Raw genomic sequence first — 13,640 nt, 5'->3', positions numbered from 1 at the left:
CAGAGCGTTTTCGAGAGACAGGACTACTGAGTAGCCATGGCGGGACAGAAGATCCGCATCCGGCTCAAGGCCTACGACCACGAGGTCATCGACTCCTCGGCGAAGAAGATCGTCGAGACGGTGACGCGTACTGGTGCGTCGGTCGCGGGCCCGGTGCCGCTGCCCACTGAGAAGAACGTGTACTGCGTCATCAAGTCGCCGCACAAGTACAAGGACTCGCGCGAGCACTTCGAGATGCGCACGCACAAGCGCCTGATCGACATCCTCGACCCGACCCCCAAGACCGTTGACTCTCTGATGCGACTCGACCTCCCGGCCGGTGTCGACATCGAGATCAAGCTCTGAGGGCGGTGATCTGAAGATGACCAAGCAGATCAAGGGCATCCTGGGCGAGAAGCTCGGCATGACGCAGGTGTGGGACGAGAACAACCGTGTTGTTCCGGTCACCGTCGTCAAGGCCGGCCCCAACGTCGTCACCCAGGTCCGCACGAACGATGTCGACGGCTACGAGTCCGTCCAGATCGCCTTCGGCGAGATCGACCCGCGCAAGGTGAACAAGCCCCTCAAGGGCCACTTCGCCAAGGCCGACGTCACTCCCCGCCGCCACCTTGTCGAGATCCGCACCGCGGACGCCGCCGAGTACACCCTGGGCCAGGAGATCACCGCTGAGGTGTTCGAGTCCGGTGTCAAGGTCGACGTGACCGGCAAGAGCAAGGGCAAGGGCTTCGCCGGTGTCATGAAGCGTCACAACTTCAAGGGCCTCGGCGCCGGTCACGGCACCCAGCGCAAGCACCGCTCTCCCGGTTCCATCGGTGGCTGCGCCACCCCGGGCCGCGTGTTCAAGGGCCTCCGCATGGCCGGCCGTATGGGCAACGAGCGGGTCACCACCCAGAACCTGACCGTCCACGCCGTTGACGCGGAGAAGGGTCTGCTGCTCATCAAGGGCGCGGTTCCCGGTCCGAACGGCGGCCTCGTCCTGGTCCGCACCGCGGCCAAGGGGGCCTGAGGTAACCGATGAGCACTGTTGACATCCTTTCGCCTGCCGGCGAGAAGACCGGTAGCGTCGAGCTCCCCGCGGAGATCTTCGGCGTGGAGAAGATCAGCATTCCGCTGATCCACCAGGTCGTCGTCGCGCAGAACGCCGCTGCCCGCCAGGGCACGCACAAGACCAAGCGTCGCGGCGAAGTCCGTGGTGGCGGCAAGAAGCCGTACCGCCAGAAGGGCACCGGCCGCGCCCGCCAGGGTTCGACCCGTGCGCCGCAGTTCGCCGGTGGTGGCGTCGTGCACGGTCCCGTGCCGCGCGACTACTCGCAGCGGACCCCGAAGAAGATGAAGGCCGCGGCCCTGCGCCACGCCCTCACCGACCGGGCCCGCCACAACCGCATCCACGTCGTCTCCGGCGTGATCGAGGGCGAGACCCCGTCCACCAAGGCCGCGAAGAGCCTGTTCGGCAAGATCAGCGAGCGTAAGAACCTCCTGCTCGTCGCCGACCGCTCCGACGAGGCCGCGTGGCTGTCCGCCCGCAACCTGCCCCAGATCCACATTCTGGAGCCGGGCCAGCTGAACACGTACGACGTTCTCGTCTCGGACGACGTGGTCTTCACCCAGGCCGCTTTCGAGTCCTTCGTGTCTGGCCCCAAGGCCGCTGACACCGAAGGGAGCGAGGCCTGATGGCTACGCGTCACCCGAGCATCGCCTCGAAGGCCGCCAAGGCGGCCAAGGCCGCGCGCGTCGCCAAGGCGCGTCGCCACGAGGCCGAGGGCAAGAACACCGTCGTCACCCCGGCGAGCAAGGCGTTCACGGACCCCCGTGACGTGCTGCTCAAGCCGGTCGTGTCCGAGAAGAGCTACGCGCTGCTCGACGAGAACAAGTACACGTTCATCGTCGCGCCGGGCTCCAACAAGACCCAGATCAAGGAGGCCGTCCAGGCGGTCTTCTCGGTCAAGGTCACCGGGGTCAACACGATCAACCGCCAGGGCAAGCGCAAGCGGACCCGCACGGGCTTCGGCAAGCGTGCCGACAGCAAGCGCGCGATCGTGACCCTCGCCGAGGGCGACCGTATCGACATCTTCGGCGGTCCGACCTCCTGACGGAGGTCCGGATCGTCCGATATCGGACGAGGACTGAGAAATGGGTATCCGCAAGTACAAGCCGACGACTCCGGGCCGTCGTGGCTCCAGCGTCGCCGACTTCGTCGAGGTCACGCGGTCCACGCCGGAGAAGTCGCTGGTCCGCCCGCTGCACAGCAAGGGCGGCCGTAACAACGCCGGTCGTGTGACCGTTCGCCACCAGGGTGGCGGACACAAGCGCGCCTACCGCGTGATCGACTTCCGTCGTCACGACAAGGACGGCGTGCCGGCGAAGGTCGCGCACATCGAGTACGACCCCAACCGCACCGCGCGCATCGCGCTGCTGCACTACGCCGACGGCGAGAAGCGCTACATCCTCGCCCCGCGCAACCTGCAGCAGGGGGACCGCGTCGAGAACGGTCCCGGGGCCGACATCAAGCCGGGCAACAACCTGGCCCTCCGCAACATCCCGGTCGGTACCACGATCCACGCGATCGAGCTCCGTCCCGGTGGCGGTGCCAAGTTCGCCCGTTCCGCCGGCGCCTCCGTGCAGCTGCTCGCGAAGGAGGGCACGATGGCCCACCTCCGCATGCCCTCCGGTGAGATCCGCCTGGTCGACCAGCGCTGCCGCGCCACGGTCGGCGAGGTCGGCAACGCCGAGCAGAGCAACATCAACTGGGGCAAGGCAGGCCGCAAGCGGTGGCTGGGCGTTCGCCCGACCGTCCGTGGTGTGGTCATGAACCCGGTGGACCACCCGCACGGTGGTGGTGAGGGCCGGACCTCCGGTGGTCGTCACCCCGTGTCCCCGTGGGGCAAGAAGGAAGGCCGTACTCGTTCGCCCAAGAAGGCGTCGAACAAGTACATCGTCCGCCGCCGCAAGACGAACAAGAAGCGCTAAGGACGGGTTGAGATGCCTCGTAGCTTGAAGAAGGGACCCTTCGTCGACGACCACCTGATCAAGAAGGTGGATGTCCAGAACGAAGCCGGTACCAAGAACGTCATCAAGACCTGGTCCCGTCGCTCGATGATCGTCCCGGCGATGCTCGGCCACACGATCGCGGTGCACAACGGCAAGACCCACATCCCGGTGTTTGTCACCGAGTCCATGGTCGGCCACAAGCTCGGCGAGTTCTCGCCGACGCGCACCTTCCGGGGTCACGTCAAGGACGACCGGAAGTCGAAGCGCCGCTAGTCAGCGGGGTGTGAAAGACCATGACAAACACTGAAGGGACAACCATGGAAGCCAGGGCCCAGGCGCGGTACATCCGCGTCACGCCCATGAAGGCCCGCCGCGTGGTGGACCTCATCCGTGGCATGGATGCCACGGAGGCTCAGGCGGTCCTGCGTTTCGCCCCGCAGGCCGCGAGCGTGCCGGTGGGCAAGGTGCTGGACAGCGCCATTGCCAACGCCGCGCACAACTACGACCACACCGACGCCGACAGCCTCTACATCTCCGAGGCGTACGTCGACGAGGGCCCGACCCTGAAGCGGTTCCGTCCGCGCGCCCAGGGCCGCGCCTACCGGATCCGCAAGCGGACCAGCCACATCACCGTGGTCGTCAGCAGCAAGGAAGGAACCCGGTAATGGGCCAGAAGGTTAACCCGCATGGGTTCCGGCTCGGTGTCACGACCGACTTCAAGTCGCGTTGGTACGCCGACAAGCTGTACAAGGACTACGTCAAGGAAGACGTCGCCATCCGTCGGATGATGACGTCCGGCATGGAGCGCGCCGGCATCTCCAAGGTCGAGATCGAGCGCACCCGTGACCGCGTGCGTGTGGACATCCACACCGCTCGTCCGGGCATCGTCATCGGCCGCCGTGGCGCCGAGGCCGACCGCATCCGCGGTGACCTCGAGAAGCTCACGGGCAAGCAGGTCCAGCTGAACATCCTCGAGGTCAAGAACCCCGAGACGGACGCTCAGCTGGTTGCCCAGGCCGTTGCCGAGCAGCTCTCCTCCCGCGTCTCCTTCCGCCGCGCCATGCGTAAGAGCATGCAGTCGGCGATGAAGGCCGGCGCCAAGGGCATCAAGATCCAGTGCGGTGGCCGCCTCGGTGGCGCCGAGATGTCCCGCTCGGAGTTCTACCGCGAGGGCCGCGTGCCCCTGCACACGCTCCGCGCGAACGTGGACTACGGCTTCTTCGAGGCCAAGACGACCTTCGGCCGCATCGGTGTGAAGGTCTGGATCTACAAGGGCGACGTCAAGAACATCGCCGAGGTCCGCGCCGAGAACGCTGCCGCCCGTGCGGGTAACCGCCCGGCTCGCGGTGGCGGTGCCGACCGCCCGGCCCGTGGTGGCCGTGGTGGCGAGCGGCGCGGTCGCAAGCCGCAGCAGCAGTCGGCTCCGGCCGCCGAGGCCCCCAAGGCCGAGGCGCCCGCCGCTGCCGCTCCGGCTGAGAGCACCGGAACGGAGGCCTGACCGAAATGCTGATCCCCCGTAGGGTCAAGCACCGCAAGCAGCACCACCCGAAGCGCAACGGTATGTCCAAGGGTGGAACGCAGGTTGCGTTCGGCGAGTACGGCATCCAGGCGCTGACCCCGGCCTACGTCACGAACCGCCAGATCGAGGCGGCTCGTATCGCGATGACCCGTCACATCAAGCGTGGCGGCAAGGTCTGGATCAACATCTACCCGGACCGTCCGCTCACCAAGAAGCCGGCCGAGACCCGCATGGGTTCCGGTAAGGGTTCGCCGGAGTGGTGGATCGCCAACGTCAAGCCCGGACGCGTCATGTTCGAGCTGTCGTACCCCAACGAGAAGATCGCCCGTGAGGCGCTGACCCGTGCGGCCCACAAGCTGCCGATGAAGTGCCGGATCGTCAAGCGCGAGGCAGGTGAAGCGTGATGTCGGCCGGTACCAAGGCGTCCGAGCTGCGCGAACTGGGTGACGAGGAGCTGCTGAACAAGCTCCGCGAAGCCAAGGAAGAGCTGTTCAACCTCCGCTTCCAGGCGGCGACGGGTCAGCTCGAGAACCACGGTCGGCTCAAGGCCGTCCGTAAGGACATCGCGCGGATCTACACCCTGATGCGTGAGCGCGAGCTGGGCATCGAGACGGTGGAGAGCGCCTGATGAGCGAGAGCAACGTGACTGAGAACACCGAGGCACGCGGATTCCGCAAGACGCGCGAGGGTCTGGTCGTCAGCGACAAGATGGACAAGACCGTCGTCGTCGCCGTCGAGGACCGCGTCAAGCACGCGCTGTACGGCAAGGTCATCCGCCGTACCAACAAGCTCAAGGCTCACGACGAGCAGAACGCCGCGGGTGTCGGCGACCGCGTCCTCCTCATGGAGACCCGGCCGCTGTCCGCGACGAAGCGCTGGCGCGTCGTCGAGGTCCTCGAGAAGGCCAAGTAATTCCTGCGGCAATCCCCGCAGGTCAGTTCCGCCAGGCTCCGGGAGCCGCTCGCTGAGCGGCTCCCGGGGAACCGGCAGACAAACAGGAGATAGACGTGATCCAGCAGGAGTCGCGGCTTCGTGTCGCCGACAACACGGGTGCGAAGGAAGTCCTCTGCATCCGTGTGCTCGGTGGCTCGGGCCGCCGCTACGCGGGTATCGGTGACGTCATCGTCGCCACCGTCAAGGACGCGATCCCCGGTGGCAACGTGAAGAAGGGTGACGTCGTCAAGGCGGTCATCGTTCGCACCGTCAAGGAGCGCCGCCGTCCGGACGGCTCGTACATCCGCTTCGACGAGAACGCCGCCGTCATTCTGAAGAACGACGGCGACCCTCGCGGCACCCGTATCTTCGGCCCGGTGGGCCGTGAGCTGCGCGAGAAGAAGTTCATGAAGATCATCTCCCTCGCGCCGGAGGTGCTGTGAGCATGAAGATCAAGAAGGGCGACCTGGTCCAGGTCATCACCGGTAAGGACAAGGGCAAGCAGGGCAAGGTCATCGCGGCCTTCCCCCGCGAGGACCGTGTCCTGGTCGAGGGTGTCAACCGGGTCAAGAAGCACACCAAGGCCGGGCCGACCGCTCGCGGTTCGCAGGCCGGCGGCATCGTGACCACCGAGGCCCCGATCCACGTCTCCAACGTCCAGCTGGTCGTGGAGAAGGACGGCAACAAGGTCGTCACGCGCGTCGGTTACCGCTTCGACGACGAGGGCAACAAGATCCGCGTTGCCAAGCGGACGGGTGAGGACATCTGATGGCGACCACCACCACTCCGCGTCTGAAGACGAAGTACCGCGAGGAGATCGCGGGCAAGCTGCGTGAGGAGTTCTCCTACGAGAACGTCATGCAGGTTCCCGGCCTCGTCAAGATCGTGGTCAACATGGGTGTGGGCGACGCCGCCCGCGACTCCAAGCTGATCGAGGGCGCCATCCGCGACCTCACCACGATCACCGGTCAGAAGCCGGCCGTCACCAAGGCCCGCAAGTCCATCGCGCAGTTCAAGCTGCGTGAGGGCCAGCCGATCGGTGCCCACGTCACGCTCCGTGGCGACCGCATGTGGGAGTTCCTGGACCGCACCCTGTCGCTCGCGCTGCCGCGCATCCGCGACTTCCGCGGCCTGTCCCCCAAGCAGTTCGACGGCCGTGGCAACTACACCTTCGGTCTCACGGAGCAGGTCATGTTCCACGAGATCGACCAGGACAAGATCGACCGTGTCCGGGGTATGGACATCACCGTGGTCACCACGGCGACCAACGACGCTGAGGGCCGCGCGCTCCTTCGTCACCTCGGCTTCCCGTTCAAGGAGGCGTGAGCGAGATGGCGAAGAAGGCTCTGATCGCTAAGGCTGCTCGCAAGCCCAAGTTCGGTGTGCGTGGCTACACCCGCTGCCAGCGCTGTGGCCGCCCGCACTCCGTCTACCGCAAGTTCGGCCTGTGCCGCGTGTGCCTTCGTGAGATGGCTCACCGTGGCGAGCTGCCGGGCGTGACCAAGAGCTCCTGGTAATCCGGTAATTCCGGGTTATTCAGACTCTCGGTAAGCATCTGGGTCGGCAGGGGCCCACCTCCGCATGCCTTAGGCTTGTGGGGTTGGGCGTCTGCCGCCCGTACGACTTACTACGCCGTAGGTCCACCGCGCCGCACCCGTCCCGTCTCGGATCGGGGAGAGGGATGGCGCACCAGGAAACCCCGGCGAGAGAGGCCGAAGGCCAATTCATGACCATGACTGATCCGATCGCAGACATGCTTACGCGTCTGCGGAACGCGAACTCGGCGTACCACGACTCCGTGACGATGCCGGCGTCCAAGATCAAGTCTCACATCGCGGAGATCCTCCAGCAGGAGGGCTTCATCACGGGCTGGAAGGTCGAGGACGCCGAGGTCGGCAAGAACCTCGTTCTCGAGCTGAAGTTCGGCCCGAACCGTGAGCGCTCCATCGCGGGCATCAAGCGGATCTCCAAGCCCGGTCTCCGGGTGTACGCGAAGTCCACCAACCTGCCCAAGGTGCTGGGTGGCCTCGGCGTGGCGATCATCTCCACGTCGCACGGGCTCCTCACCGACAAGCAGGCCGGCAAGAAGGGCGTGGGTGGGGAAGTCCTCGCCTACGTCTGGTAGCGGAAGGGAACGGAGGAAACAGCTATGTCGCGCATCGGCAAGCTCCCCATCGCGGTTCCCGCCGGCGTGGACGTCACCATCGACGGCCGTACGGTCTCGGTCAAGGGCCCGAAGGGCTCGCTGACTCACACCGTCGTGGCGCCGATCGACATCGCCAAGGGTGAGGACGGCGTTCTGAACGTCACCCGCCCCAACGACGAGCGTCAGAGCAAGGCCCTGCACGGCCTGTCCCGCACGCTGGTGGCGAACATGATCACCGGCGTGACCCAGGGTTACGTGAAGAAGCTCGAGATCAGCGGTGTCGGTTACCGCGTGCTCGCCAAGGGTTCGAACCTGGAGTTCTCCCTCGGCTACAGCCACCCGATCACCGTCGAGGCCCCCGAGGGCATCACCTTCAAGGTGGAGTCCCCGACCCGCTTCTCGGTCGAGGGCATCGACAAGCAGAAGGTCGGCGAGGTTGCGGCCAACATCCGCAAGCTGCGCAAGCCCGACCCGTACAAGGCCAAGGGCGTCAAGTACGAGGGCGAAGTCATCCGCCGCAAGGTCGGAAAGGCGGGTAAGTAAGCCATGGCATACGGACAGAAGATCCTCAAGGGCGACGCCTACAAGCGCGCCGCGATCAAGCGCCGTCACATCCGGATTCGCAAGAATCTCTCGGGTACGGCGGAGCGTCCCCGTCTGGTCGTTACTCGCTCGAACCGCCACATCGTGGCCCAGGTGATCGACGACCTCAAGGGTCACACCCTTGCGTCGGCGTCCACCTTGGACACCTCGATCCGTGGTGGCGAGGCCGACAAGTCCGCGCAGGCCAAGCAGGTCGGTGCCCTGGTCGCCGAGCGCGCCAAGGCCGCCGGTGTCGAGGCCGTCGTGTTCGACCGTGGTGGCAACCAGTACGCCGGGCGCATCGCCGCTCTGGCGGACGCCGCCCGCGAAGCCGGACTGAAGTTCTGAGCCGGTTCCGTAGCTAGCGGAAAAAGAGAGAGGTAATTCCAATGGCTGGACCCCAGCGCCGCGGAAGCGGTGCCGGTGGCGGCGAGCGGCGGGACCGGAAGGGCCGTGACGGCGGCGCAGCTGCCGCCGAGAAGACCGCTTACGTTGAGCGCGTCGTCGCGATCAACCGCGTCGCCAAGGTTGTGAAGGGTGGTCGTCGCTTCAGCTTCACCGCGCTGGTCGTGGTGGGCGACGGTGACGGCACCGTGGGCGTCGGATACGGCAAGGCCAAGGAGGTGCCGGCCGCCATCGCCAAGGGCGTTGAGGAGGCCAAGAAGCACTTCTTCAAGGTCCCCCGCATCCAGGGCACCATCCCGCACCCCATCCAGGGTGAGAAGGCTGCCGGCGTCGTGCTGCTCAAGCCCGCGTCCCCGGGTACCGGTGTTATCGCCGGTGGTCCGGTGCGTGCCGTGCTCGAGTGCGCCGGTATTCACGACGTGCTGTCGAAGTCGCTCGGCTCCGACAACGCCATCAACATCGTGCACGCGACCGTGGAGGCCCTCAAGGGCCTGCAGCGTCCCGAGGAGATCGCGGCCCGCCGTGGTCTGCCGCTCGAGGACGTCGCCCCCGCGGCTCTTCTCCGTGCGCGTGCCGGGGCGGGTGCGTAATCATGGCGCAGCTCAAGATTACGCAGGTCAAGTCCTACATCGGCAGCAAGCAGAACCACCGTGACACCCTGCGCTCCCTTGGTCTCAAGGGCATCAACACGCAGGTCGTCAAGGAGGACCGCCCCGAGTTCCGCGGCATGGTGCACACCGTCCGCCACCTCGTGACGGTCGAGGAGGTCGACTGATCATGGCGGAGCAGAACCCGCTCAAGATCCACAACCTCCGTCCCGCCCCGGGCGCCAAGACCGCGAAGACCCGTGTCGGTCGTGGTGAGGCGTCGAAGGGTAAGACGGCCGGTCGTGGTACCAAGGGTACGAAGGCCCGTTACCAGGTTCCGGAGCGCTTCGAGGGTGGCCAGATGCCCCTCCACATGCGTCTTCCGAAGCTGAAGGGCTTCAAGAACCCGTTCAAGACCGAGTTCCAGGTCGTGAACCTCGACAAGCTGGCCGCGCTGTACCCCGAGGGTGGCGAAGTCACCGTCGAGGGCCTCGTGGCCAAGGGTGCCGTTCGCAAGAACAGCCTCGTCAAGGTCCTCGGCCAGGGCGAGATCTCCGTGGCGCTGCAGGTGACGGTCGACGCCGTCTCCGGCTCCGCCAAGGAGAAGATCACCGCCGCCGGCGGTACCGTCACCGAGCTCGTCTGAGCCATTCAGGCGTCTCGATGACCTGAACGATCCCACCGGGGATACTCCACAAAAGGGGTATCCCCGGTTGGTCGTTCCAAGGAAAGTGGTCCCGCCGGTAAGGTGGCCTGCGCTGCCCTCTTTCACGGGTGCCACACATGGGGCACCCTGAGCGGCAGTTGACCGTTATCCCTAAGTCGTCAGTCGAACCTCAAGACCGTCACCCTTGACGCAGAAGCGCGGGGGTCGCAGGAGGCACCGTGCTCACCGCGTTCGCCCGGGCGTTCAAGACGCCCGACCTGCGCAAGAAGCTGCTCTTCACGCTCGGCATCATCGTGGTGTACCGGCTCGGTACCCACATCCCGATCCCCGGCGTCGACTACAAGAGCGTCCAGGAGTGTGTGGACCAGGCGTCCGGCAACCAGGGCCTCTTCGGTCTGGTCAACATGTTCAGCGGTGGCGCCCTGCTGCAGATCACGGTCTTCGCGCTCGGCATCATGCCGTACATCACGGCGAGCATCATTCTGCAGCTGCTGACCGTGGTGATCCCGCGCCTGGAAGCCCTGAAGAAGGAGGGCCAGGCGGGTACGGCGAAGATCACGCAGTACACCCGCTACCTGACCATGGCGCTCGCCATCCTGCAGGGCACCGGCCTGGTGGCCACCGCCCGCAGCGGCGCCCTGTTCTCCGGCTGCACCGTCGCCGGCCAGATCGTGCCGGACCGGTCGATCTTCACCACCGTCGTCATGGTGATCTGCATGACCGCCGGTACGGCCGTCGTGATGTGGCTCGGCGAGCTCGTCACCGACCGCGGCATCGGCAACGGCATGTCGATCCTGATGTTCATCTCGATCGCCGCGACCTTCCCGTCCGCCCTGTGGGCCATCAAGAAGCAGGGCGACCTGGCGGGCGGCTGGATCGAGTTCGGCACGGTCATCCTGGTCGGCCTGGTGATGGTCGGTCTCGTGGTCTTCGTGGAGCAGGCCCAGCGCCGTATTCCGGTCCAGTACGCGAAGCGCATGATCGGTCGCCGTTCCTACGGCGGCACGTCGACGTACATCCCGCTCAAGGTGAACCAGGCGGGTGTGATCCCCGTCATCTTCGCCTCGTCGCTGCTCTACATTCCGGCGCTGATCGTCCAGTTCTCCAACTCGCAGGCCGGCTGGGCCACCTGGATCACGAAGAACCTCGCGGACACGGCGGCCACGCCGCACATCGTCCTGTACTTCTTCCTGATCGTGTTCTTCGCCTTCTTCTACGTGGCTATCTCGTTCAACCCCGAGGAAGTCGCCGACAACATGAAGAAGTATGGTGGCTTCATCCCGGGCATCCGGGCTGGCCGACCGACCGCTGAGTATCTGAGCTACGTACTCAACCGGATCACCTGGCCGGGTTCGCTGTACCTGGGTCTGATCGCTCTCGTCCCGACAATGGCGTTGGCTGGTTTCGGGGCAAACCAGAACTTCCCGTTCGGCGGCACCAGCATCCTGATCATCGTGGGTGTGGGTCTCGAGACGGTGAAGCAGATCGAGAGCCAGCTCCAGCAGCGCAATTACGAAGGGTTCCTCCGCTGATGCGAATCGTCCTCGTCGGGCCGCCGGGTGCCGGAAAGGGAACGCAGGCGACCCGCCTTGCCGAGACGCTGCACATTCCGCACATCTCCACGGGTGACCTGTTCCGCGCGAACATCAGCCGGCAGACCGAGCTGGGCAAGCTCGCCAAGTCCTACATGGACGCCGGCAACCTCGTACCGGACGAGGTCACCATCGCCATGGCGAAGGACCGGATGGAGCAGCCCGACGCCGAGGGCGGCTTCCTGCTGGACGGTTTCCCGCGCAACGTCTCGCAGGCCGAGGCGCTGGACGAGCTCCTCGAGACCGAGGACATGAAGCTCGACGCGGTGCTGGACCTCGAGGCCCCCGAGGACGAGGTCGTGAAGCGGATCGCCGGGCGGCGTGTCTGCCGCAACGACTCGGCGCACGTCTTCCACGTGACGTACACGCCGCCGAAGAAGGAAGGCGTCTGCGACGTCTGCGGCGGCGAGCTGTACCAGCGGGACGACGACTCCGAGGAGACGGTCCGCAAGCGGCTCGAGGTCTACCACACGCAGACCGAGCCGATCATCGACTACTACAAGGCGCAGGGGCTGGTCGTCACCATCTCCGCGATGGGGCCCGTGGCCGAGGTCACCGGTCGGGCGCTGGAGGCGCTGAAGCGGGACAAGTAGTTCTTGCGTTGCGTGGTCACAGCCGCGGTTTCCTTTCGGGAGGCCGCGGCTGTGGCGTGGGTGGGCGCGACCACGGCGACCGGTCCGTGGCTGCCCGCGGAATGGTGCGGGGCCCGGCCCCGTATCGTTGAGTGCGTCCGTTCTCTTCCGGTCCAGAAAGGCCGCAGCCCCCATGGTGCAGATCAAGAGCCCCGAGCAGATCGCCAAGATGCGTGAGGCGGGGTTGGTCGTCGCCGCCATCCACGCGGCCACGCGCGAGGCCGCCGTGCCCGGCGCCACCACCAAGGACCTGGACCAGGTCGCCCGCAAGGTGCTCGCGGAGCACGACGCCAAGCCGAACTTCCTCGGCTACGGCGGGTTTCCGGCGACGATCTGCACGTCCGTGAACGAGGTCGTCGTCCACGGCATCCCGTCCGACGACGTGGTCCTCAAGGACGGGGACATCATCTCCATCGACTGCGGTGCGATCATCGACGGCTGGCACGGCGACGCCGCCTACACGGCCTTCGTGGGGTCCGGTCACGCCCCGGAGCTGGTCGAGCTCTCCCGGGTGACCGAGGAGTCGATGTGGGCCGGCATCGCGGCGATGAAGCAGGGCAACCGGCTCGTGGACATCTCGCGGGCCGTCGAGACGTACATCCGCCGCCAGCCCAAGCCGGGCGGCGGCAAGTACGGGATCATCGAGGACTACGGCGGCCACGGCATCGGCACCGAGATGCACATGGACCCGCACCTGCTGAACTACGTCGACCGGCGCCGCGGCAAGGGCCCGAAGCTGGTGCCCGGCTTCTGCCTGGCCATCGAGCCGATGGTGTCCCTCGGCACCCCGAGGACCGAGGTCCTCAAGGACGACTGGACGGTCATCACGACGGACGGCACCTGGTCCTCCCACTGGGAGCACTCCGTCGCCCTGACGGAGCAGGGCCCCCTGGTCCTCACGGCCCCCGACGGCGGCAAGGCCAAGCTGGCGGAGCTGGGAATCACGGCGGCGCCGGACCCGCTTGCATGAGGATCTTCTCCTTGGGGCAGACTTCCTCGTTTCGCCTTTCCGGGGGTGCTGACGTAGACTGACTCGTCGGCTCCAGTGCACCCGTATGCCTGCATCTGCTCGCAGGGTGTAGCGGAGTCGATCAAGGTAGTCGATTCGAAGGGCGAAGCGTGGCCAAGAAGCAAGGTGCCATCGAGATCGAGGGCACTGTCGTCGAGTCTCTTCCGAACGCCATGTTCAAGGTCGAGCTCCAGAACGGCCACCAGGTCCTGGCACACATCAGCGGCAAGATGCGCATGCACTACATCCGCATCCTCCCTGACGACCGGGTCGTGGTGGAGCTGTCTCCGTACGACCTGACGCGTGGCCGGATCGTCTACCGGTACAAGTAGATCTTGCCCACGTCCCGCGGCGCTGTGCCGCGGGTGCGCCGGCAACTGACCCGGAGAACCTCACCCCATGAAGGTCAAGCCGAGCGTCAAGAAGATCTGCGACAAGTGCAGGGTGATCCGCCGTCACGGTCGGGTCATGGTCATCTGCGACAACCCGCGCCACAAGCAGCGCCAGGGCTGACGCACGACCGTTCCCTCCGCGATTCGCATGACTTCGCGCGACGCGAGCTGAACATGTTCATACGCAG

26 protein-coding genes are annotated in these 13,640 nt (G+C 66.1%); all 26 read left to right on the top strand.

The features are described 5' to 3' along the window. Positions 1-36 precede the first annotated feature (36 nt). The 26 genes from rpsJ (at position 37) to rpmJ (ending at position 13,573) form a co-directional block, all read left to right on the top strand. On the top strand, positions 37-345 hold the full coding sequence (gene rpsJ / locus ACIRG6_RS12890; protein ID WP_003948644.1) for a 30S ribosomal protein S10: 309 nt from the start codon (positions 37-39) through the stop codon (positions 343-345). Positions 346-361: 16 nt separating this feature from the next. Next, on the top strand, positions 362-1,006 hold the full coding sequence (gene rplC / locus ACIRG6_RS12885; RefSeq protein ID WP_037858413.1) for a 50S ribosomal protein L3: 645 nt from the start codon (positions 362-364) through the stop codon (positions 1,004-1,006). An 8-nt stretch (positions 1,007-1,014) separates the two neighbouring features. Beyond that, on the top strand, positions 1,015-1,671 hold the full coding sequence (gene rplD, locus ACIRG6_RS12880; RefSeq protein WP_189229141.1) for a 50S ribosomal protein L4: 657 nt from the start codon (positions 1,015-1,017) through the stop codon (positions 1,669-1,671). Further along, on the top strand, positions 1,671-2,090 hold the full coding sequence (gene rplW, locus ACIRG6_RS12875; protein WP_007443985.1) for a 50S ribosomal protein L23: 420 nt from the start codon (positions 1,671-1,673) through the stop codon (positions 2,088-2,090). The genes rplD and rplW overlap by 1 nt, the downstream gene beginning before the upstream one ends. A 40-nt stretch (positions 2,091-2,130) precedes the next feature. After that, positions 2,131-2,967: a 50S ribosomal protein L2 gene (gene rplB, locus ACIRG6_RS12870; protein ID WP_003974264.1), complete on the top strand. Its 837-nt coding sequence runs from the start codon at positions 2,131-2,133 to the stop codon at positions 2,965-2,967. Positions 2,968-2,979: 12 nt separating this feature from the next. Beyond that, the gene (rpsS, locus tag ACIRG6_RS12865) at positions 2,980-3,261 is read left to right on the top strand and encodes a 30S ribosomal protein S19 (protein WP_003948639.1); all 282 of its coding nucleotides are present in this window, start codon (positions 2,980-2,982) and stop codon (positions 3,259-3,261) included. 44 nt (positions 3,262-3,305) lie between these two features. After that, a complete protein-coding gene (rplV, locus tag ACIRG6_RS12860; protein ID WP_019329637.1) occupies positions 3,306-3,653 on the top strand; it encodes a 50S ribosomal protein L22 in 348 nt (115 codons plus the stop codon). Further along, positions 3,653-4,486, top strand: a complete 834-nt coding sequence (gene rpsC / locus ACIRG6_RS12855) for a 30S ribosomal protein S3 (RefSeq protein ID WP_189229140.1) — start codon at positions 3,653-3,655, stop codon at positions 4,484-4,486. The genes rplV and rpsC overlap by 1 nt, the downstream gene beginning before the upstream one ends. 5 nt (positions 4,487-4,491) lie before the next feature. Continuing rightward, the gene (gene rplP / locus ACIRG6_RS12850) at positions 4,492-4,911 is read left to right on the top strand and encodes a 50S ribosomal protein L16 (RefSeq protein ID WP_009190136.1); all 420 of its coding nucleotides are present in this window, start codon (positions 4,492-4,494) and stop codon (positions 4,909-4,911) included. Continuing rightward, positions 4,911-5,135, top strand: coding sequence for a 50S ribosomal protein L29 (rpmC, locus tag ACIRG6_RS12845; RefSeq protein WP_005481220.1), 225 nt, complete (start codon positions 4,911-4,913; stop codon positions 5,133-5,135). Before rplP ends, rpmC begins: the two co-directional genes overlap by 1 nt. Then, positions 5,135-5,419 carry a 30S ribosomal protein S17 gene (rpsQ, locus tag ACIRG6_RS12840; RefSeq protein ID WP_161163021.1) on the top strand — a complete coding sequence of 95 codons (285 nt, stop codon included), beginning with the start codon at positions 5,135-5,137 and terminating at the stop codon, positions 5,417-5,419. Before rpmC ends, rpsQ begins: the two co-directional genes overlap by 1 nt. Before the next feature lie 95 nt (positions 5,420-5,514). Beyond that, on the top strand, positions 5,515-5,883 hold the full coding sequence (gene rplN / locus ACIRG6_RS12835; RefSeq protein WP_030831680.1) for a 50S ribosomal protein L14: 369 nt from the start codon (positions 5,515-5,517) through the stop codon (positions 5,881-5,883). A gap of 2 nt (positions 5,884-5,885) precedes the next feature. After that, the gene (gene rplX / locus ACIRG6_RS12830) at positions 5,886-6,209 is read left to right on the top strand and encodes a 50S ribosomal protein L24 (RefSeq protein ID WP_003992365.1); all 324 of its coding nucleotides are present in this window, start codon (positions 5,886-5,888) and stop codon (positions 6,207-6,209) included. Next, positions 6,209-6,766 (top strand): 50S ribosomal protein L5, encoded by a 558-nt coding sequence (gene rplE / locus ACIRG6_RS12825; RefSeq protein WP_019329632.1) that lies wholly within the window; start codon positions 6,209-6,211, stop codon positions 6,764-6,766. Before rplX ends, rplE begins: the two co-directional genes overlap by 1 nt. A gap of 5 nt (positions 6,767-6,771) precedes the next feature. Beyond that, complete coding sequence (locus ACIRG6_RS12820; RefSeq protein ID WP_003948630.1) at positions 6,772-6,957, top strand: type Z 30S ribosomal protein S14; 186 nt, start codon at positions 6,772-6,774, stop codon at positions 6,955-6,957. A gap of 209 nt (positions 6,958-7,166) precedes the next feature. Then, the gene (gene rpsH / locus ACIRG6_RS12815; protein WP_007384075.1) at positions 7,167-7,565 is read left to right on the top strand and encodes a 30S ribosomal protein S8; all 399 of its coding nucleotides are present in this window, start codon (positions 7,167-7,169) and stop codon (positions 7,563-7,565) included. Between the two features lie 24 nt (positions 7,566-7,589). Beyond that, a complete protein-coding gene (gene rplF, locus ACIRG6_RS12810) occupies positions 7,590-8,129 on the top strand; it encodes a 50S ribosomal protein L6 (RefSeq protein WP_189229138.1) in 540 nt (179 codons plus the stop codon). Between the two features lie 3 nt (positions 8,130-8,132). Next, positions 8,133-8,516 carry a 50S ribosomal protein L18 gene (rplR, locus tag ACIRG6_RS12805; RefSeq protein WP_121748663.1) on the top strand — a complete coding sequence of 128 codons (384 nt, stop codon included), beginning with the start codon at positions 8,133-8,135 and terminating at the stop codon, positions 8,514-8,516. 41 nt (positions 8,517-8,557) lie between these two features. Beyond that, positions 8,558-9,163: a 30S ribosomal protein S5 gene (gene rpsE / locus ACIRG6_RS12800; RefSeq protein ID WP_019753099.1), complete on the top strand. Its 606-nt coding sequence runs from the start codon at positions 8,558-8,560 to the stop codon at positions 9,161-9,163. A 2-nt stretch (positions 9,164-9,165) separates the two neighbouring features. Continuing rightward, positions 9,166-9,348 carry a 50S ribosomal protein L30 gene (gene rpmD, locus ACIRG6_RS12795; RefSeq protein WP_003974250.1) on the top strand — a complete coding sequence of 61 codons (183 nt, stop codon included), beginning with the start codon at positions 9,166-9,168 and terminating at the stop codon, positions 9,346-9,348. Between the two features lie 2 nt (positions 9,349-9,350). Then, positions 9,351-9,806 (top strand): 50S ribosomal protein L15, encoded by a 456-nt coding sequence (rplO, locus tag ACIRG6_RS12790; RefSeq protein ID WP_023547373.1) that lies wholly within the window; start codon positions 9,351-9,353, stop codon positions 9,804-9,806. 239 nt (positions 9,807-10,045) lie between these two features. Continuing rightward, positions 10,046-11,359, top strand: a complete 1,314-nt coding sequence (gene secY, locus ACIRG6_RS12785; RefSeq protein WP_239765473.1) for a preprotein translocase subunit SecY — start codon at positions 10,046-10,048, stop codon at positions 11,357-11,359. Continuing rightward, positions 11,359-12,012, top strand: coding sequence for an adenylate kinase (locus tag ACIRG6_RS12780; RefSeq protein ID WP_225636228.1), 654 nt, complete (start codon positions 11,359-11,361; stop codon positions 12,010-12,012). Before secY ends, ACIRG6_RS12780 begins: the two co-directional genes overlap by 1 nt. 172 nt (positions 12,013-12,184) lie before the next feature. Further along, positions 12,185-13,021 carry a type I methionyl aminopeptidase gene (gene map, locus ACIRG6_RS12775; protein WP_318214033.1) on the top strand — a complete coding sequence of 279 codons (837 nt, stop codon included), beginning with the start codon at positions 12,185-12,187 and terminating at the stop codon, positions 13,019-13,021. A 149-nt stretch (positions 13,022-13,170) separates the two neighbouring features. Beyond that, positions 13,171-13,392, top strand: a complete 222-nt coding sequence (gene infA, locus ACIRG6_RS12770; protein WP_003948620.1) for a translation initiation factor IF-1 — start codon at positions 13,171-13,173, stop codon at positions 13,390-13,392. Between the two features lie 67 nt (positions 13,393-13,459). Beyond that, positions 13,460-13,573, top strand: a complete 114-nt coding sequence (gene rpmJ, locus ACIRG6_RS12765; RefSeq protein WP_003974245.1) for a 50S ribosomal protein L36 — start codon at positions 13,460-13,462, stop codon at positions 13,571-13,573. Positions 13,574-13,640 lie beyond the last annotated feature (67 nt).

Origin of the sequence: Streptomyces flaveolus (genome assembly GCF_044765825.1) — a bacterium.
GTDB lineage: Bacteria > Actinomycetota > Actinomycetes > Streptomycetales > Streptomycetaceae > Streptomyces > Streptomyces flaveolus.
The sequence above is the reverse complement of the archived record's forward strand: the minus strand, read 5'-3'. Positions and strand labels throughout refer to the sequence as shown.

Bases quoted from the DNA above. Each gene is read 5' to 3' on its own strand.
- rpsJ (WP_003948644.1), top strand. From the start codon at position 37: ATGGCGGGACAGAAGATCCGCATCCGGCTCAAGGCCTACGACCACGAG.
- rplC (WP_037858413.1), top strand. From the start codon at position 362: ATGACCAAGCAGATCAAGGGCATCCTGGGCGAGAAGCTCGGCATGACG.
- rplD (WP_189229141.1), top strand. From the start codon at position 1,015: ATGAGCACTGTTGACATCCTTTCGCCTGCCGGCGAGAAGACCGGTAGC.
- rplW (WP_007443985.1), top strand. From the start codon at position 1,671: ATGGCTACGCGTCACCCGAGCATCGCCTCGAAGGCCGCCAAGGCGGCC.
- rplB (WP_003974264.1), top strand. From the start codon at position 2,131: ATGGGTATCCGCAAGTACAAGCCGACGACTCCGGGCCGTCGTGGCTCC.
- rpsS (WP_003948639.1), top strand. From the start codon at position 2,980: ATGCCTCGTAGCTTGAAGAAGGGACCCTTCGTCGACGACCACCTGATC.
- rplV (WP_019329637.1), top strand. From the start codon at position 3,306: ATGGAAGCCAGGGCCCAGGCGCGGTACATCCGCGTCACGCCCATGAAG.
- rpsC (WP_189229140.1), top strand. From the start codon at position 3,653: ATGGGCCAGAAGGTTAACCCGCATGGGTTCCGGCTCGGTGTCACGACC.
- rplP (WP_009190136.1), top strand. From the start codon at position 4,492: ATGCTGATCCCCCGTAGGGTCAAGCACCGCAAGCAGCACCACCCGAAG.
- rpmC (WP_005481220.1), top strand. From the start codon at position 4,911: ATGTCGGCCGGTACCAAGGCGTCCGAGCTGCGCGAACTGGGTGACGAG.
- rpsQ (WP_161163021.1), top strand. From the start codon at position 5,135: ATGAGCGAGAGCAACGTGACTGAGAACACCGAGGCACGCGGATTCCGC.
- rplX (WP_003992365.1), top strand. From the start codon at position 5,886: ATGAAGATCAAGAAGGGCGACCTGGTCCAGGTCATCACCGGTAAGGAC.
- rplE (WP_019329632.1), top strand. From the start codon at position 6,209: ATGGCGACCACCACCACTCCGCGTCTGAAGACGAAGTACCGCGAGGAG.
- ACIRG6_RS12820 (WP_003948630.1), top strand. From the start codon at position 6,772: ATGGCGAAGAAGGCTCTGATCGCTAAGGCTGCTCGCAAGCCCAAGTTC.
- rpsH (WP_007384075.1), top strand. From the start codon at position 7,167: ATGACCATGACTGATCCGATCGCAGACATGCTTACGCGTCTGCGGAAC.
- rplF (WP_189229138.1), top strand. From the start codon at position 7,590: ATGTCGCGCATCGGCAAGCTCCCCATCGCGGTTCCCGCCGGCGTGGAC.
- rplR (WP_121748663.1), top strand. From the start codon at position 8,133: ATGGCATACGGACAGAAGATCCTCAAGGGCGACGCCTACAAGCGCGCC.
- rpsE (WP_019753099.1), top strand. From the start codon at position 8,558: ATGGCTGGACCCCAGCGCCGCGGAAGCGGTGCCGGTGGCGGCGAGCGG.
- rpmD (WP_003974250.1), top strand. From the start codon at position 9,166: ATGGCGCAGCTCAAGATTACGCAGGTCAAGTCCTACATCGGCAGCAAG.
- rplO (WP_023547373.1), top strand. From the start codon at position 9,351: ATGGCGGAGCAGAACCCGCTCAAGATCCACAACCTCCGTCCCGCCCCG.
- ACIRG6_RS12780 (WP_225636228.1), top strand. From the start codon at position 11,359: ATGCGAATCGTCCTCGTCGGGCCGCCGGGTGCCGGAAAGGGAACGCAG.
- map (WP_318214033.1), top strand. From the start codon at position 12,185: ATGGTGCAGATCAAGAGCCCCGAGCAGATCGCCAAGATGCGTGAGGCG.
- rpmJ (WP_003974245.1), top strand. From the start codon at position 13,460: ATGAAGGTCAAGCCGAGCGTCAAGAAGATCTGCGACAAGTGCAGGGTG.